Annotated in this window: 11 protein-coding genes; all 11 read right to left on the bottom strand. The window is 71.5% G+C overall.

Going from position 1 to position 15165, the window contains the following annotated elements; all coding sequences use genetic code 11:
* Position 1: 1 nt before the first annotated feature.
* Positions 2-850, bottom strand: a complete 849-nt coding sequence (locus A6A29_RS11185; RefSeq protein ID WP_073719867.1) for a TatD family hydrolase — start codon at positions 848-850, stop codon at positions 2-4.
* The gene (locus tag A6A29_RS11190; RefSeq protein WP_073719868.1) at positions 850-1518 is read right to left on the bottom strand and encodes an EboA domain-containing protein; all 669 of its coding nucleotides are present in this window, start codon (positions 1516-1518) and stop codon (positions 850-852) included. The genes A6A29_RS11185 and A6A29_RS11190 overlap by 1 nt, the downstream gene beginning before the upstream one ends.
* Positions 1512-2453 (bottom strand): sugar phosphate isomerase/epimerase family protein, encoded by a 942-nt coding sequence (locus A6A29_RS11195; protein ID WP_073719869.1) that lies wholly within the window; start codon positions 2451-2453, stop codon positions 1512-1514. The genes A6A29_RS11190 and A6A29_RS11195 overlap by 7 nt, the downstream gene beginning before the upstream one ends.
* The gene (locus A6A29_RS11200) at positions 2450-3844 is read right to left on the bottom strand and encodes an SCO3242 family prenyltransferase (protein WP_073719870.1); all 1395 of its coding nucleotides are present in this window, start codon (positions 3842-3844) and stop codon (positions 2450-2452) included. Before A6A29_RS11200 ends, A6A29_RS11195 begins: the two co-directional genes overlap by 4 nt.
* Positions 3841-4962: an inositol-3-phosphate synthase gene (locus A6A29_RS11205; protein WP_073719871.1), complete on the bottom strand. Its 1122-nt coding sequence runs from the start codon at positions 4960-4962 to the stop codon at positions 3841-3843. The genes A6A29_RS11200 and A6A29_RS11205 overlap by 4 nt, the downstream gene beginning before the upstream one ends.
* A 97-nt stretch (positions 4963-5059) precedes the next feature.
* Positions 5060-8767, bottom strand: a complete 3708-nt coding sequence (locus tag A6A29_RS11210) for a ThuA domain-containing protein (RefSeq protein ID WP_073719872.1) — start codon at positions 8765-8767, stop codon at positions 5060-5062.
* Between the two features lie 335 nt (positions 8768-9102).
* Positions 9103-10107, bottom strand: a complete 1005-nt coding sequence (locus A6A29_RS11215) for a sugar phosphate isomerase/epimerase family protein (RefSeq protein ID WP_073719873.1) — start codon at positions 10105-10107, stop codon at positions 9103-9105.
* A gap of 15 nt (positions 10108-10122) precedes the next feature.
* On the bottom strand, positions 10123-11346 hold the full coding sequence (locus A6A29_RS11220) for a Gfo/Idh/MocA family protein (protein WP_073719874.1): 1224 nt from the start codon (positions 11344-11346) through the stop codon (positions 10123-10125).
* Positions 11347-11393: 47 nt separating this feature from the next.
* Complete coding sequence (locus A6A29_RS11225) at positions 11394-12431, bottom strand: substrate-binding domain-containing protein (protein ID WP_073719875.1); 1038 nt, start codon at positions 12429-12431, stop codon at positions 11394-11396.
* A 116-nt stretch (positions 12432-12547) separates the two neighbouring features.
* The gene (locus A6A29_RS11230) at positions 12548-13600 is read right to left on the bottom strand and encodes an ABC transporter permease (protein WP_073719876.1); all 1053 of its coding nucleotides are present in this window, start codon (positions 13598-13600) and stop codon (positions 12548-12550) included.
* Positions 13597-15144: a sugar ABC transporter ATP-binding protein gene (locus tag A6A29_RS11235; RefSeq protein ID WP_073719877.1), complete on the bottom strand. Its 1548-nt coding sequence runs from the start codon at positions 15142-15144 to the stop codon at positions 13597-13599. The genes A6A29_RS11230 and A6A29_RS11235 overlap by 4 nt, the downstream gene beginning before the upstream one ends.
* Positions 15145-15165 lie beyond the last annotated feature (21 nt).

The raw sequence follows: 15165 nt of genomic DNA on the forward strand, positions 1-15165 counted from the left end.
CTCACTCCCCGCCGCGCAGGATGGAGTTGCCTTCGTGGAGTGGGTCGGGGGCGGCGATGTCGAGCTGGAGCCGGCCGCTCTGCCCGTAGAAGGCGACGGGGTTGCGCCAGAGCACCTGGTCGACGTCGTCCTCGGTGAACCCGGCCTTCAGCATGGCGTCGGCGACCTTGCGGGTCTTCAGCGGGTCGCTCCTGCCCCAGTCGGCGGCGGAGTTGACGAGGATCTTCTCGGTGCCGTGGTTCTTGAGGATCGTGACCATCCGGTCCTCGTCCATCTTGGTGTCCGGGTAGATGGAGAAGCCGGCCCAGCAGCCGCTGTCGGTGGCGGCCTTCACGGTGGTCTCATTGAGGTGATCGAGCAGCACATGCTCCGGGGAGAGGTGCGATTCGCGGATGACGTCGATGGTGCGGTGCAGACCGGCGAGCTTGTCGCGGTGCGGGGTGTGGACGAGTGCGGGCAGCCCGTGGTCGGCGGCGAGCTGGAGCTGGGCGGCGAGGGCGATGTCCTCGGCGGGGGTCATGGAGTCGTAGCCGATCTCTCCGACGGCGACGACGGAGTCCTTGACGAGGTAGCGGGGCAGCGCGTCGAGGACCGGGGTGCAGCGGGGGTCGTTCGCCTCTTTGGGGTTGAGGGCGAGCGTGCAGTGGTGGGCGATGCCGTACTGGGAGGCGCGGAAGGGTTCCCAGCCGAGCAGGGCGTCGAAGTAGTCGAAGAAGCTGGCGGGCGAGGTGCGGGGCTGGCCGAGCCAGAAGGAGGGTTCGACGAGCGCCCGGACCCCGGCGCCGTACATCGCCCGGTAGTCGTCGGTGGTACGGGAGGTCATGTGGATGTGGGGGTCGAAGATGCGCATCAGGACTCCTCCGTGGGGGCGGCGGGTGCGGGGGCCGGGGCAGCGGCTCCGGCGGCTTCCGTGAGGGCGAGGACCGTGCGCAGATCGGCGGGGACGGTACGGCCGGCGGCGGTGCGCTCGGCGGCGAAGTCCGCGAGCATGCGGGCGAGTTCGGTATCCCCCTGAGCACGGCGGGCGAGCTCGGCGACGGCTTCGACGGGGACCTCGGTGAACAGGCACTTGAGGACGGCGTGCCGCCAGCCGTGCGCGTCGAGGTGGGCGGCCGCGTAGGGTCCGACGGCCGCGGCGACCAGCCGGGTGTCGTTGGTGCGCAGGGCGTCCTCGACCAGCGGGAGTGCCGAGGAGCCGAGAGCCAGCCGGTGCAGGGTGAGCAGGACGGCGCGGCGTTCGGCTGCGGTGCCCTGTTCGTAGAGCCGGGTCACGGAGGGCAGGGCGGCACGGGCCTCGACGAGGAGGAGGCAGCGTACGGAGTCGGCGTGTTCGAGTCCGCAGTGCCGGCCCGCCGCGGCGTACCGCAGCTCCCACGGCGGCGCGGCGTACGGGCTGTCCGTCGCGGGGCCGGACCGGGTGCGGGCGGCGTCGTGCGCGGCTTCGGCGAGCGCTTCGTCGAGCCAGGCCCTGGCGGCTCCGCCGAGCTCGCTGTCGAGTTCCTCGCGGGACTTCAGCACGGGACGGCTCCCTTCGTCGTGGCCTCGCGCAGGAACTCGATGGACCGGCGGGCGAGTTCGGGTCCCGCGTGGGAGTGGCGGGGCAGTTCGACGACGGTGAGGCCCTGGTAGTCCGACTCGGCGAGTGCGGCGAGCACCGGCGGGAAGTCGATCTCGCCGTCGCCGAACGGGAGGTGTTCATGGACACCGCGCCGCATGTCCTCGATCTGGACATGGCGGAGCCAGGGTGCGGACTCCCGGACGCAGTCCACGGGCGAGGCCGTCTCCAGGCACTGGCAGTGGCCGATGTCGAGGGTGAGCCCGAGGGGGGCGGGGTCCCCGAGGAGTGCGCGCAGATGGTGGAAGTCGGCGAGTGTGGCGAGCAGGTGTCCGGGTTCGGGCTCGATGGCGAGGGGGATGCCCGCGCGGTCGGCGGCGTCGAGCACGGGGGTGAGCGCGTCGGCCAGCCGCTTCCAGGCGGTGTCCGAGGCGGTGTCCGGTATCGATGCCCGTGCGGCGGCCGGTGCCGAATGCGATGCCGAATCCGGTGCGGTGTCCGGCGTCGCGCCCGGAGAGAGGTCCGGTGGGGTGATTCCGCTGAAGCAGTGCACGGCGTGGGCGCCGAGGTCGGCGGCCACGTCGACGGCCCGGACGAGCAGCCGGGTACGGGCGGCGCGGGCCTCCGGGTCCGGGTCGAGGAGGGAGGGGCCGTGCTTGCGGCGGGGGTCGAGGACATAGCGGGCGCCGGTCTCCACGGTGACGCCCAGCCCCAGGGCGTCGAGCCTGCGGCGTACCTGGCGGGTGCGCTCGGCGAGGCCCGGGGCGAGGGGGTCGAGGTGCATGTGGTCGAGGGTCAGGCCGACCCCCTCGTACCCGAGGTCGGCGAGGAGCCCGAGGGCGTCGTCGAGGCGGAGGTCGGTGAGCCCGTTGGTGCCGTAGCCGAGGTGGAGGGTCATGTGGGGCTCACCTTGCGTGCGAGTTTCCGGGCGAGGGGGACGAGGCTCATGACGACGAGCCCGGCGCCGGGTGCCCCGGCTCGGGCGGCCAGCGCGGCCTGGAGCGGGATCATGGCCCGGATGCCGCCGCCCACCGCGCGCTGGGTGAGGGCCGGGGACGGGTTGAGGGCGGCGTGCAGGAGGGGTCGCCCGGCGGTACGGAGGTAGGCGGCGGCGAGCGCGGTGAGCAGGAGCCGGTCCGGTGCCGAGGCGAACGTGGCGGCCCGGAGCGCGGTGGCGCGCAGTGGCCCGCCGAGGTGCTCCTCCGCGCCGGCGCCTCCCTGGGCCGGGGGCGGTCCCCCGCCCCCGCGGCGCCCACCCGCCACGGCGATGCCGAACGCCGCGGTGGCACCGAGCGCGGCGAGCGGCGCCACGGTGGACCCGCCCTGTGCCTCGTGCCGCGAGACGGCGGTGACGGCGTAGGTGTGCGCTCCCAGCAGGGCGGCGGCGGGGACCGCGGCGCGGGCGGCGGCGAAGGGGCGCGGTGCGACGGCGCCCACGACGGTGCGAGCGCCTGCGGGGAGCGGTGGCACGGCGGTTCGCAGCGGGACGGTGGCCGCGGCCGGGTTCCGTCCCGAGCGGGTGGTGGCAACGGCGGCGGCCGCCGTCGGTGCGGGGGCGGTGCGCCGCGCCGGAGCAGCGGCATTGCCGGGCGCCCCTGCCGTCGCCGTCGCGCCCAGCAGCAGGTCGAGTCCGCGCGCCGCGGCCATCGCCGCGGGGCCCGCCTTCGTGTGCTTGAGACGCAGGTCGTACGCCCAGACCGTGGCCGCGAGACCCGAGGCCGCCAGCATCGCGGGGCGGCCCGCGCGGGCCGCCAGGGCGAGACCCGCGACCGTCAGCGCTCCGGCCGCGCCCAGCGCGGCGGCCGGGGCGATCCGGCCCGAGGGAATCGGGCGGTGCGGGCGGTCGACGGCGTCCTCCTCCCGGTCCGCCCAGTCGTTGAGGGCCATCCCCGCCTCGTACAGGCAGAGCGAGGCGCCCACGGCGAGCGCGGTGCGCCGGTTGGGGCGCAGGCCGGCCGCCGCCGCTCCGGCGAGCGCGTCGCCGGGCACCGTGAACAGTGCGGACACCCGCAGGAGTTCCGCCCACGCACGGGCCCGGCCGCCTCGCGGCATCGTGCGCCTGTCCGGTGCGGGCGCAGTCCCGCCCGCACCGGACAGGCTGTCGGTGGGCACCGCGGCGGCGGCCGGACCCGAGGGCGCGGCGGTCGCGGCGGTCGCGGCGGTCGCGGCGGTCGCGGCGGTCGCGGCGGTCGCGGCGGTCGGACCCAACGCTGCGGCGACTCCGGCTGTCGTGGCCTGCCGCGTCCCGGTCACGGTGCTCAGCAGGGCCGCCGGCAGACGCCACCTCACTGCTGCCCCCGCAACCGCTCGGCGAAGGCCACCAGGGCCGCGTACTGCTCGGACAGCGCGGCCGGGGCGCCGCCGTCCGGGTCCTTGAAGTAGAAGCCCAGCTCCGGCAGGGGGCCCGTCAGACCGGCTTCGTGGGCGCGGGCCAGCAGCCGGGCCAGGTCCAGGACCAGGGGGGCCGCCAGCGCGGAGTCGCAGCCCTGCCAGATCGTCTGGAGGATCATCCGGGAGCCGAGGAAGCCGTCGAAGGCGATGTGGTCCCAGGCCGTCTTCCAGTCCCCCATCGCCGGGACGTCGTCGATGTGGACCTCGCCCTGGGGGGCGGTGCCGAAGGTGTCGGCCAGGACGCGTTCCTTGCCCGCGTTCTTGGCCGCCGCTGCGGCCGGGTCGGCCAGCGCGGCCCCGTCCCCGCCGCCGAGCAGGTTCGTGCCGGACCAGGCCCGGACGGGCAGGGCGCGTTGCAGGAACATGGGGGCGAGGACGGAACGGAGCAGTGTCTGGCCGGTCTTGCCGTCGCGGCCTGCGTGGGGAAGCGCGCAGGTGGCGAGGGCGTCCTGAAGGGCCGGGCTGCGCAGGCCCGTGGAGGGGGTGAAGTTGACGTAGGGACAGCCGGCCCGGAGCGCGGCGGCGGCGTAGAGGGAGCTGGCGGGCAGCCGCGGGTCGTACGGGCCGGGGGCGGGTTCGGTCGAGGAGACGTTGATGACGACGGTGCGCGCCAGTTCGTTGCGGCGGGCGAAGTCGGTGAGGTCGGCGGTGAACGCCGTGATGAGTTCCTCGTCGGTGCGGGTGTCGCCGGGGAGCGGTCCGCCGATCCGTATCTCCGCGTCGGCCGTGGTGAGTTCGGCGCGTACGGCGGAGGGCAGGCCGTGCGGGAGGACCTCTCCGGCGGCCAGTGCCTCGGCCCGTTTGGGCAGCGGGCAGTCGATGGTGTCGTGACCGCCGAAGACCAGGGAGGCCAGGGGTGGCAGTCCGACATCGGTGAAGGGGGGTGTCTCGGTGACCATGCCGGTCGCCGGGTGGAGCCCCGCCGCGATGGCGGCGCAGCCGGTGGTGGCGGTGGTGGCGACGGAGCCGCGTGCTCCGATGAACCAGACTCCGGTACGAACGGCATGTGCGGTCACGGGGCTGCCTCCCTGGGGGGATGAAGAGGGGTGGAGGACGACGGGCGGGGGAAGGTGTGTGAGCCTCCCCCGCCCGCCGTCGGCAGAGGTGGCCGCCCTACGTCGAGGGCAGCTCCTTGAGCTGGATGTTGCGGAAGGACACCTGGTCGTCGGCTCCGTGGTTCTGGAGGCCGATGTAGCCGTCCTTCAGGCTGCGGGCCGGATCGGTGTTGGTGAAGTCGTTGATCTTGACTCCGTTGAGGAAGATCTGGAGCCGTTCGCCCTGGACCCGGATCTCGTAGCTGTTCCACTGGCCGGGCGGCCGCAGGACCTGGTCACGGGCCTTGATGTTGGCCGACTTGAAGGTGTAGACGGCGCCCGTGGTGCGGTCGACGGCGTCCGTGGCGTCGATCTGGATCTCGTAGCCCTTGTTCACCGCGGACCACGGGTCGTCCGACTCCGGGAAGCCGACGAAGATGCCGGAGTTGTCGTCGCCCGCCATCTTCCAGTCGAGCTTCAGGGAGTACGACTTCAGCTCCTTGGCCTGGTAGGTGAGCAGGCCCATGCCGCCTTCGGAGCGCAGTTCACCGTTCGTGACGTTGAACTTTCCGGGGCCCGCCTGCTTCCACCCTTCGAGCGTCTTGCCGTTGAAGAGGGTGCGGTAGCCGGTGTCGGGCTTGCAGTCGGCCTTGACCTGGCCGGCGGCGTAGCGCATGCCGCCCAGCAGGTGCTGGCGGAAGGCCGGTTCGGTGTAGGACTCCTTGGTGTGGCCGAGTCCGGTGTAGAAGGAGCGGCCGCCCTGGTAGGTCTGGCACCAGGAGATCGGGTGATCGCCCTTCATCGTGCCGCCGGTGTAGGTGGTCTCGTCCAGGGTGGCGAGGACGTTGGCCTTGTCCCGCGGGTTGGTGCGGTAGTTGTACCACTCGTCGGTGCGGTCCCAGGCCTCGTCCAGATGGGCGGTGGCCGGGTGGTCGTGGTCCTCGACGCGGACGGTCGCGGGCTGGATCTGCGGGTGCGAGGAGAAGTAGGCGCCGACCAGGCCGCCGTAGAACTCCCAGTCGTACTCGGTGTCGGCGGCGGCGTGGACGCCCATGTAGCCGCCTCCGCCCGCCACGTAGTTCTCGAACGCCTTCTGCTGTTCGGCGTTGAGGACGTCACCGGTGGTGGAGAGGAAGACGACGGCGTCGTAGCGCGCCAGGTTGCTGGTGGTGAACTGGCCGGCCGCCTCGGTGGAGTCGACGGTGATGTTGGTGTCCTTGCCCAGTTCCTTCAGGGCGGTGATGCCGGCCGGGATCGAGTCGTGGCGGAAGCCGCCGGTCTTGGAGAAGACCAGGATGCGCTTGGCGGTCCTGTCCACGGGGCTGTTGGAGAGTTCGAAGTCGTCGACGTCGTAGAGCGCGCCGTCGCCGCCCTTGAAGACCAGGAAGAGTTCCGTGGCCTTCTTGGGCGCTCCGCGCAGGGGTACGTCGATGTCCTGGAACGTGTCCCAGCTGCCGGTCACCGGTACGGGTGCGGAGCCGAGGATCTTGCCGGTGGCCGATCCGGCGCGTACCTCCAGGAAGCCGCCCGCGCCGTCGGAGGACACCCGGGCCGTGAGCTTGGTGGACCCGGCGAGGATGTACGGCTTGAAGGAGATCCAGTCGTCGTTGTTGATGTCGCCGACGGTCTTGCCGCCGCGGGCGCTCGCCTTGTCGTAGATCTTGACGCCCGACGAGTCGCCGAAGTGCTCGGCCTGGCGGTGCTTGGGCTGGAGCTGTGCCTGGTCGCGGCCGGTCAGCGCGGCCTGGCCGCCGCCCCCGCCGTCGGTGTAGGAGGCCGAGATGCCGCCGTAGATGTTGGCGTTGGGGTCGTGCCCGCCCTCCATCGCCGTCTTGATGGTGCCTTCGCAGCCGTGCTCGGTGGTGATGTCATGGCCGTGGCTGTCGTGGCCGAGCGTGAACTTGACCTCGACCTTGGTGCAGTCGATGGTCCCGTCCTCGGGGTCACTGACGTCGACCTTGAACGGCACCGCGTCACCGAACTCGAACTGCTGGCCGTCCGAGGGGAAGACGAGGTCCACGCTCGGCGCGGTGTTGCCGACGGTCACATGGACGCTGGCCGAGCCGGTGCGGCCCGTGGGGTCCTTCGCGGTGAGGGTCGCCGTGTACGTACCGTTCTTCTTGTACGTGTACGAGGGGTTGGCGGCCGTGGACTTTCCGCCGTCGCCGAAGTCCCAGGCGTACGTGAGCGCGTCGCCGTCACCGTCGGCGGTGCCCGCCGAGGAGAACTTCGCCTTCAGCGGGGCGGTGCCCGAGGTCTTGTTCACCGCTGCCTCGGCCACGGGTGAGCGCCCGCCGGTGGCGTTCTCGATGCGGTAGAGCGCGGAGTTCTCGTCGCCGCCGAACCAGGCCAGGCCGTAGTCGAGGACGTACAGCGCACCGTCCGGACCGAAGGCCATGTCCATGATCTGCGTGCCGGTCCACGGGATGTCGTTGATGGACTGGACGGCGCCTTCCGCGTCCTGCTCGATGCGCTTGATCCACTTCCGGCCGAACTCTCCGGCGAAGAAGTCTCCGTCGTACGCCTCGGGGAACTTCACCGGCGAGTCGAGGGCCGCGTCGTAGCGGTAGACCGGGCCGCCCATCGGGGACTCGGAGCCGGTGCCGAACTCGGGCAGGGAGCCGCCGTCGTACGGAATCCAGGCGGGCTGGGCCGGGGGCAGGTCGACGAGTCCGGTGTTGTGCGCCGACTCGTTCTTCGGAGCGGCGCAGTCGAAGGCCGCACCCGAGGTCTTCGTCCCGAAGTCGTAGTCGACGTAGGGCTTGTTGTCGCCCACGCAGAAGGGCCAGCCGAAGTTCCCGGCCTTCGTCACCCGGGCGAACTCGACCTGTCCGGACGGTCCGCGCTTGGGGTCGGCGGCACCCGCGTCGGGGCCGTAGTCGCCGACGTAGACGATGCCGGTGGGCTTGTCGACGGTGAAGCGGAACGGGTTGCGGAAGCCCATCGCGTAGATCTCGGGGCGGGTCTTCGCGGTGCCCGGGGCGAACAGGTTGCCGTCGGGAACGGTGTACGTCCCGTCGTCGGCGACCTTGATGCGCAGGATCTTGCCGCGCAGGTCGTTGGTGTTGCCGGAGGTGCGGCGGGCGTCGAACGCCGGGTTGCGGTCGGCCCGGTCGTCGATCGGCGTGAAGCCGTCGGAGGCGAAGGGGTTGGAGTCGTCACCCGTCGACAGATACAGGTTGCCCTGCGCGTCGAAGTCCATGTCGCCGCCGACGTGGCAGCACATGCCGCGCGAGGTGGGAACGTCGAGGACCTTCTTCTCGCTGGCGGTGTCGAGGGTGCCGTCGGCCTTGAGGACGAACCGGGAGAGCCGGTTCACACCGTCGAACTTGGCGAAGTCCGCGGCGGTCCCGTTCTCCGGGGCGTCGCCGGCGGGGGTGCTGAGCGGGGGCGCGTAGAAGAGGTAGATCGCCCGGTTCTCGGCGAAGTCCGGGTCGACGCCGACTCCTTGGAGCCCTTCCTCGTCGTGCGAGTACACCGGGAGGGTGCCGGATATCCGGGTGTTGCCCGCACTGTCGGTGATCCGCAGCTCGCCGCTGCGCGAGGTGTGCAGCACGCTGCGGTCCGGGAGGACGGCGAGCGACATGGGCTCGCCGGTCTCGGCGGCCCCCTTGGCGAGGGTGACCTGCTGGAAGTCCTCCGCCGCGGCGTCCTGCGCGGCCCGCGCGGCCGGGTCGGCGACGGCTCCCGGCGCGGAGCTCAGGGTGAGCGTCGCGGCGGCGAGGAGTCCGCCGGTGAACAGGGCGAGGGTTTTGTGTACGCGGAGCCGCTTTCGGGTTCTGTGCACGAATGTCCTCCGGAGAGTGCCGGTTGTACGGGCGGGTGGTGCCGTGCCGTGCCGCGCGGGGACTGCCGCGCGCTCGTCATCCGGAACCTGGCGGGGCCCCGGTGACGGGAGTCATGTGGTGTACACGTTGGGGACGGTAGACCTGTTCTTCCCGGACGGAAAGCCCTTGTGCAGGAGTGAAGTCGACCTTCTTCCCGCGTCAGGACAAAGCGCCGTCCGGGCAGCCCGGACCGACCCGGTGGCGGGTGTGCCGCCGGGTTGTGCGGGCAGGGTTCCCCGAGCGCTCCACCCCGTGACCTGCTGGTTCTCGGCGGGGTGGAGCGCTCGGGGACGGGTCAGCCGTTGCCGCCGAACGCCGCGTCGAAGGAGGCGGACGGCGGGTCGAAGTCGAACCGCTTCAGTGAGGCAAGCGCTTCCGGCGCACCGGTCAGCCGGTCCATGCCGGCGTCCTCCCACTCGACGGAGACGGGCCCGTCGTAGCCGATGGACCGGAGCATCCGGAAGACGTCCTCCCACGGCACGTCACCGTGCCCGGCCGAGACGAAGTCCCAGCCGCGCCGGGGATCGCCCCACGGCAGGTGCGAGCCGAGCCGCCCGTTGCGTCCGTCGAGCCGCTTGCGGGCCTCCTTGCAGTCCACGTGGTAGATCCGGTCCCGGAAGTCGTACAGGAATCCGACCGGGTCGAGGTCCTGCCAGACGAAGTGGCTCGGGTCGAAGTTCAGCCCGAACGCCGGACGGTGGCCGACGGCCTCCAGGGCGCGGTGCGTGGTCCAGTAGTCGTACGCGATCTCGCTGGGGTGCACCTCGTGGGCGAAGCGCACCCCCTCCGCGTCGAAGACGTCGAGGATCGGGTTCCAGCGCTCCGCGAAGTCCTCGTAGCCCCGCTCGATCATGTGCGGCGGGACCGGCGGGAACATGGCGACCAGGTGCCAGATCGAGGAGCCGGTGAAGCCGATGACCGTCCGCACCCCGAACGCCGCCGCCGCTCGCGCGGTGTCCTTGATCTCTTCGGCGGCCCGTCGGCGTACGCCTTCGGGTTCACCGTCGCCCCAGATGCGGGCGGGCAGGATCGCCTGGTGCCGTTCGTCGATCGGGTTGTCGCAGACCGCCTGCCCGACCAGGTGGTTGGAGATGGCGAAGCAGGTCAGCCCGTACTTGTCGAGCAGCTGCCGCCGCCCGTCCAGGTAGCCGGGCTCGGACAGGGCCCTGTCGACCTCGAAGTGGTCGCCCCAGCAGGCGAGTTCGAGTCCGTCGTAACCGAAGTCCCGGGCGTGCCGGCAGACCTCCTCCAGCGGAAGGTCTGCCCACTGGCCGGTGAAGAGAGTGAAGGGACGGGGCATGGGGCGCGGAACCTCCTAGAACGGGACGGGAGTGTGTACGGAGTTCTTCTCGGCGCTTTCCTCGACCGCCGCGAGCACCCGTTGCACCTGGAGTCCGTCGGCGAAGGACGGCACCGGGGCCGATCCGGTGGCGATCGTGCGGACCACGTCCCGGGCCTGGTGGACGAAGGTGTGCTCGTAGCCGAGGGCGTGGCCCGGCGGCCACCACGCCTCCAGGTACGGGTGCTCGGGTTCGGTGACGAGGATGCGCCGGAACCCCGCCGTGGTGGCCGGTTCGGTGTGGTCGTGGAAGGACAGTTCGTTGAGCCGCTCCAGATCGAAGGCGAGCGAGCCCAGTTCCCCGTTGATCTCCAGCCGCAGCGCGTTCTTGCGGCCCGCCGCCATCCGGGTCGCCTCGAAGGAGGCCAGCGCCCCGGAGGTGAGCCTGCCGGTGAACAGCGCCGCGTCGTCCACCGTCACCGCCCCGTGCCCGGCCGTGTCCGCGGCCCCGGAGAGCCCGGAGGGGGCACCGGCGAGCAGCGGCCGCTGCCGTACGAACGTCTCGCTGACGGCCGACACTCCGACCAGCAGCTCCCCCGACAGGTACTGGGCGAGGTCGACGATGTGCGCCCCGAGGTCGCCCAGCGCCCCGGACCCGGCGTGCTCACGCTTGAGCCGCCAGGTGAGCGGCGACTTCGGGTCCACCAGCCAGTCCTGGAGATAGGTGGCCCGTACGTGGCGCAGGGTGCCGAGCCGCCCGTCGGCGATCAGTTTGCGCGCATAGGTGATCGCGGGCACCTTGCGGTAGTTGAAGCCCACGATCGCCACCTGACCGCGGGCCGCGGCGCGCTCCGCGGCCCGGGTCATCGCCTCCGCCTCCGCGACGGTGTTGGCCAGCGGTTTCTCGCACAGCACGTGCTTGCCGGCTTCGAGGGCGGCGATGGCGATCTCCGCATGGCTGTCACCGGGGGTGCAGATGTCGACCAGCTGCACATCGTCCCGGGCGATCAGCGCCCGCCAGTCGGTCTCCGCCGCCGCCCAGCCGTGCCGGGCCGCGGCGGCGTCGACCGCCGTACGGTCGCGTCCGCAGATCGCGGCGAGAGCGGGTCTCATCGGCAGGTCGAAGACGTGTCCCGCGGTGCGCCACCCCTGTGAGTGGGCGGCTCCCATGAACGCGTATCCGACCATGCCGACCCCGAGCGTCGGCGGCTGTCGCGGCGGCGCTGCGGCCTCCTGCTCCGTCTCTTCCCTACGGGCCATACGGGCTTCCTCCTCGTCGGTGGTTCGGTGGCGGCGGTGGGGCTCTGTCAGCTGAAGCCCGTCGGCAGGTACTGGTCGACGTTCTCCTTGGTGACGACGGCCGAGTAGAGCGTCAGGGAGGTCGGGATCTCCCTCTCGGCCAGTCCCCCGATGCCTTTGCCCTGGCCCAGGGCGCGTGCCAGGTCGATGGCGGACGCGGCCATCGTCGGCGGGTAGAGGACGGTGGCCTTCAGGACGCTGTTGCCGGCCTTGATGGCGTCCATCGCGGACTTGGCCCCGGCGCCGCCGACCATCATGAACTCGTCGCGGCCCGCCTGCTGGATGGCGCGCAGCGCGCCGACGCCCTGGTCGTCGTCGTGGTTCCACAGGGCGTCGAACTGCTTCTGCGCCTGGAGGAGTTGGGCCATCTTGGCCTGGCCAGACTCGACGGTGAAGTCGGCGGCCTGACGGGCCACCAGCTTGATGTTGGAGTAGTTCTTCAGGGCGTCGGCGAAGCCCTGGCTGCGCTGCTTGGTGAGCTCCAGGTTGTCGATGCCCGCCAGTTCGACGACCTTGGCGTTCGGCTTGTCCTTGAGCTGTTCGCCGATGTAGTGACCGGCGTTGAGGCCCATGCCGTAGTTGTCGCCGCCGACCCAGCAGCGGTACGCCTGCGGGGAGGCGAAGACGCGGTCCAGGTTGACGACGGGGATGCCCGCCCTCATGGCTTCCAGGCCGACCTGGGTGAGCGCCTTGCCGTCGGCGGGGAGGATGACGAGGACGTCGACCTTCTTGTTGATGAGGGTCTTGACCTGGCCGATCTGGGCGGCGGTGTCGTTGGAGCCCTCGGTGATCTCCAGGGTCACCTCCGAGTACTTCTCCGCACGCGACTTGGCGTTGACGTTGATCGCGTTGAGCCAGCCGTGGTCGGCCTGCGGGCCGGCGTAGCCGATGGTGACGGGCCTGCCCGGCTTGTCGTCGGCGGCGGGCTGGTTGGTCGCGACGGTTTCGCTCTTCTTCGGTTCATTGCTGGTGCAGGCGGTGAGGAGAGCTCCCGCGGATACGGCCGCGGTGCCGAACAGCAGTCCTCTGCGACTGGTTTCTGGCATGGCTGTCAAACCCTTCATCCGGTGCGTGGCATACGGAACAGCAGGGGGAAGCGGAGGAAGCGGGGTGGTGCGGGGTGGTGCGGCGGCAGGCGCCGCCGTGGGAAACGGTGCGCGGCTCAGGTCTCGCCGTGGCGCAGGGTGCGGCGCTGGATGAGGACGGCGGCGACGATGATCGCGCCCTTGGCGATCTGCTGGACGTCGCTCTGGAGGTTGTTGAGCGCGAAGATGTTGGTGATCGTGGTGAAGACGAGGACGCCGAGTACGGAACCGATGATGGTGCCCCGGCCGCCGGTGAGGAGCGTGCCGCCGATGATCGCCGCGGCGATGGCGTCGAGTTCGTAGAGGTTTCCGTTGGTGTTCTGCCCGGAACCGGCCAGGATGATCAGCATGAAGGCGGCGATGCCGCAGCACAGCCCGGAGACCAGATAGAGGTAGAGGCGCTGACGGCGTACGTCGATTCCGGCGAGCCGGGCCGCCTCCGCGTTGCCGCCGACCGCGACGGTACGGCGTCCGAAGGTGGTCCGGTTCAGGACCAGCCAGCCGACGAGGGTGACCGCGGCGAACATCAGGACCAGGGGCGGTATCCCGAGGATGTAGGAGTCGGGCAGACCGAGGTCCAGGACCGAGGGGACGGTGACGATCTGTGTCTTGCCGTCGGTGATCTGGAGCGCGAGCCCGCGGGCCGAGGCGAGCATGGCCAGGGTCGCGATGAACGGCACCATGCCGCCGTACGCGATGAGCACTCCGTTGACGAGTCCGGCGGCGAGCCCGACGATCACGGCGGTGAAGAGGATCCCGGCGAAGCCGAACTCCTGGGTGGCCAGCGTCGTCGCCCAGACGGAGGCGAGCGCGACCATCGCCCCGACCGAGAGGTCGATGCCGCCGCTGGTGATGACGAAGGTCATGCCGACGGTGACCACACCGATGACGGACGCCTGGGTCAGGATCAGCTGAAGGTTCCCGGTGTCCAGGAACGCGTCGGGCTCCGTGAAGCCGCCGACGGCGACGAGGACGACGAGAACACCGAGCAGCGACAGGTTACGGACATCGAGGCGCAGGCCGAGTCCGCGCGGGCCGCCGCCCGCCTTCGAGGGGGGCGCGGCGGAGGGGCCGGTGGCGGCCCCCCGGTCCGTCCCCTTGTGCTGCGCCGACGGGGCGGGCTGTGTCATGACGTCGGGCTCCCTTCCATCACGAGGTCGAGTACGCGGTGCTCGTCGAGCTCCTGGGCGGGCGCCGTATGCACGACGCGTCCCTCACGGAGCACCAGCACCCGGTCGGCGAGGCCCAGCACTTCGGGCACTTCGCTGGAGACGAGCAGTACGGCGAGGCCGTCGTCGGCCAGCCGGCGGATCACGGCGTAGAGCTCGGCGCGGGCGCCGACGTCGACGCCGCGGGTGGGTTCGTCCAGCAGCAGGACCCGGCAGCCGCGCAGCAGCCAGCGGGCCAGGACGGCCTTCTGCTGGTTGCCGCCGGAGAGGGTACGGATGGGGGTGTCCGGGTTGTCGGGCCGCAGCGACAGTTCGCGGGTGGCGTTCTGCGCGGCCCGCCGTTCGGCTCCCCGGTCGATCCAGCCGGACCGGGCGAAGCGGGAGAGCGAGGAGACCGAGACATTGCGGGTGACCGATTCGGTCATGAGCAGGGCCTGGGCCTTGCGTTCCTCGGGGGCGAGCCCGATTCCGGCGGCGACGGCCGCGCGGACGCTGCCGGTCCGCAGCGGCTTGCCCGCCACGGTGACGCGTCCGGTGCTGGGCTTGCGGGCGCCGTAGATCGTCTCCAGGATCTCGGAGCGTCCGGAGCCCACGAGTCCGGCGAGCCCGACGATCTCGCCGGGCCGGAGCTCCAGGTCGACGGGGGCGAACTCGCCCTTCCTGGACAGCCCTTCGACCTTCAGCACCGGTTCCGCGAGGTCCGGTGCGACGGACCCCGCACCGTCCTGGACGGCGGGCCCGGAGCGCTGCGGGAAGACGTACTCGACATTGCGGCCGGTCATCATGGCAACGATGTCGCGCGTGGGGGTGGACTCCGCGGGCAGACCGACGGCGACGGCCCGGCCGTCCTTGAGTACGGTCACCCGGTCCCCGATCCGGCGGATCTCCTCCAGGCGGTGGGAGATGTAGACGACGGCGACGCCGTCCGCGGTGAGGTCGGCGACGATACGGAACAGGTTGTCGACCTCGTCGGGGTCCAGGGCGGCGGACGGCTCGTCCATCACGATGAGCCGCACGTCGTGGGAGAGCGCGCGTGCCATGGAGACGATCTGCTGCTGGGCCGCGGAGAGTTCACCGACCGGGCGGGCGGGGTCGATCTCCGGGTGGCCGAGCCGCTTGAGGAGCGCGGCGGCCGCGGTGCGGCCCTCGCGGGTGCGGACGACGAAGCGGGCGGTGGTCGGTTCATGGCCGAGGAAGACGTTCTCGGCGACCGAGAGCCCTTCGACCAGGTCGAGTTCCTGATAGATGGTGGCGATGCCGAGCCGCATCGCCGTGATCGGCGACTTCAGCGAGGCGGGCTCGCCGCGCCAGGTGATCTCGCCACCGTCGGGCTGATGGGCTCCGGCCAGCACCTTGATGAGGGTGGACTTGCCGGCGCCGTTCTGGCCGAGGAGGCAGTGGACCTCACCGGCCAGGACCTCCAGGTCCACGCCGTCGAGGGCGCGCACGCCGGGAAATGACTTGGTGATGCCGGACATGGTGAGCAGGGGTGGTGGTGATGCCATGACAAATCCCCTCGGCGGTGC

Origin of the sequence: Streptomyces sp. TSRI0281 (assembly GCF_001905125.1) — a bacterium.
In the GTDB taxonomy this organism is placed as follows: domain Bacteria; phylum Actinomycetota; class Actinomycetes; order Streptomycetales; family Streptomycetaceae; genus Streptomyces.